Source organism: Phenylobacterium sp., assembly GCF_030693805.1.
In the GTDB taxonomy this organism is placed as follows: domain Bacteria; phylum Pseudomonadota; class Alphaproteobacteria; order Caulobacterales; family Caulobacteraceae; genus Phenylobacterium.
The window spans coordinates 1-1,646 of record NZ_JAUXZW010000220.1 but is presented as its reverse complement, the minus strand read 5'-3'; the positions used below and the strand labels follow the sequence as shown (position 1 = coordinate 1,646).

At 66.6% G+C, this 1,646-nt stretch carries 2 protein-coding genes; one reads left to right on the top strand and one right to left on the bottom strand.

Annotated features, from left to right (window positions below; all coding sequences use genetic code 11):
• Positions 1-102 precede the first annotated feature (102 nt).
• On the bottom strand, positions 103-330 hold the full coding sequence (locus tag Q8M88_RS08540) for a GFA family protein (RefSeq protein ID WP_305596359.1): 228 nt from the start codon (positions 328-330) through the stop codon (positions 103-105).
• A gap of 177 nt (positions 331-507) precedes the next feature.
• Between Q8M88_RS08540 and Q8M88_RS08535 the strand changes: the two genes are divergently transcribed.
• Entirely contained in the window at positions 508-1,575 is a 1,068-nt protein-coding gene (locus Q8M88_RS08535; protein ID WP_305596357.1) for a PA0069 family radical SAM protein, read from the top strand.
• Positions 1,576-1,646 lie beyond the last annotated feature (71 nt).

Genomic DNA, 1,646 nt, shown 5'->3' with positions numbered 1-1,646 from the left:
GAACGGCGGCAGTACTTAGGCTATTTCCAGCATCGCGGTGAGCACATTGACGAACCAGTCAATCACCTCCGGCCGGGGGAACATACAGATCATGCAGTGGTGTCAGAAGTAGTGTCGCGATGCCCCATGCAGGCCGCCGATCACCGGCTCGCCCTGGACGACCGCGAATCCGTCGGCGGGGATCGCCGCGCTCAGCGAGAACGCGCTGGAGGTCATCTTCTGACACTCGGTGCAATGACAGGCCATGGTCAGCAGGGGTGGCGCACTGATCGTCAGGCGCACCTGAGCGCATCGGCAGGCGCCGGTCCAAGGCAAAGGCAGCAGGCTCATGCTCGAGGCTCCTTTTAAATTTCGGAGGCAAGCGCTCAGAGCGCCGGAGGGTTCAGACGAAGGCGAGAACGCCCCGATGCAGGATCGACAACTCCCGCCGCAACCATATCGCAGGTCAAGGCGCCATCAATCGAATTTTGTTCTTGCTTTGTTCGCTTCACGTGACACCCTGCCGGCATGGCGGTCCCATTTAACGGTCGCGGTGCGCGGTCCAACGCGTCCAGCCGCTACGAGTCCCGGCAGCGCGAGGACTTCGACGACGGCTGGGAGATCGACGACGCCGAGCCGGCGAAGCTGAAGACCGTTATCGCGCCGATGAAGTCGAAGACGGTGATCGCCCGCAACGACAGCCCCGATGTCGGCTTCTCGCGATCGATCAATCCGTACCGAGGGTGCGAACACGGCTGCATCTATTGCTACGCCCGTCCCGCGCACGCCTATCTCGGCCTGTCGCCGGGACTGGACTTCGAGTCGCGGCTGTTCTTCAAGCCGGAGGCGGGAAAGCTGTTGGCGCGCGAGCTGTCGCAGCCGCGCTATGCACCGCAAGTGATCCACATCGGCGGCGACACCGACCCCTATCAGCCGCAGGAGCGCCGGCTGGGCGTGACCCGCGAGGTGATCGAAACGCTGTCGCGCTTCCAGCACCCGTTCACGATCATCTCCAAGTCGGCGCTGATCCTGCGCGACCTCGACATCATGGCGCCGATGGCGGCGCGCAACCTGATGCGCGCGACGATCTCGGTGACCAGCCTCGATCGCAAGCTGGCGCGCAGCATGGAGCCCCGGGCCGCGACGCCCGAGCGGCGCATTGAGGCGGTGTGCCAGCTCAGCGCGGCCGGCGTGCCGGTGATCGTCATGGTCGCCCCGATCATACCCGGCCTCAACGACCACGAGGTGGAGGCGGTGCTGGAGCGGGTCGCGGACGCCGGCGCCGTGGGCGCAGGCTATGTGGCGCTGCGCCTGCCGCTCGAGATCAAGGACCTGTTCCGCGAATGGCTGGAGACCGACCATCCGGGGCGCGCCGCACGGGTGATGTCGTTGGTGCGCCAGATGCGCGGCGGGCGCGACTACGACGCCCAGTTCGGCAAGCGGATGCGTGGCGAAGGCCCTATCGCCGACCTGCTGGCCCAGCGGTTCAAGGCCGCCAAGCGGCGCTACGGCCTCGATCGCGAGTTGCCGCCGCTGGATGTGACCGCCTTCCGGGTCCCGCCCGAGGCCGGCGCCCAGGGCGACCTGTTCGGGTGAGGCCTCAGCGGGTGAACGAAGCGGCGAGCTCGATATGCGGCGACCACAGGAACTGGTCCACCGGCAGCAGG

Excerpts from the sequence above, each read along its gene's own strand:
- Q8M88_RS08535 (WP_305596357.1), top strand. The coding sequence starts at position 508 with ATGGCGGTCCCATTTAACGGTCGCGGTGCGCGGTCCAACGCGTCCAGC.
- Q8M88_RS08540 (WP_305596359.1), bottom strand. The coding sequence starts at position 330 with ATGAGCCTGCTGCCTTTGCCTTGGACCGGCGCCTGCCGATGCGCTCAG.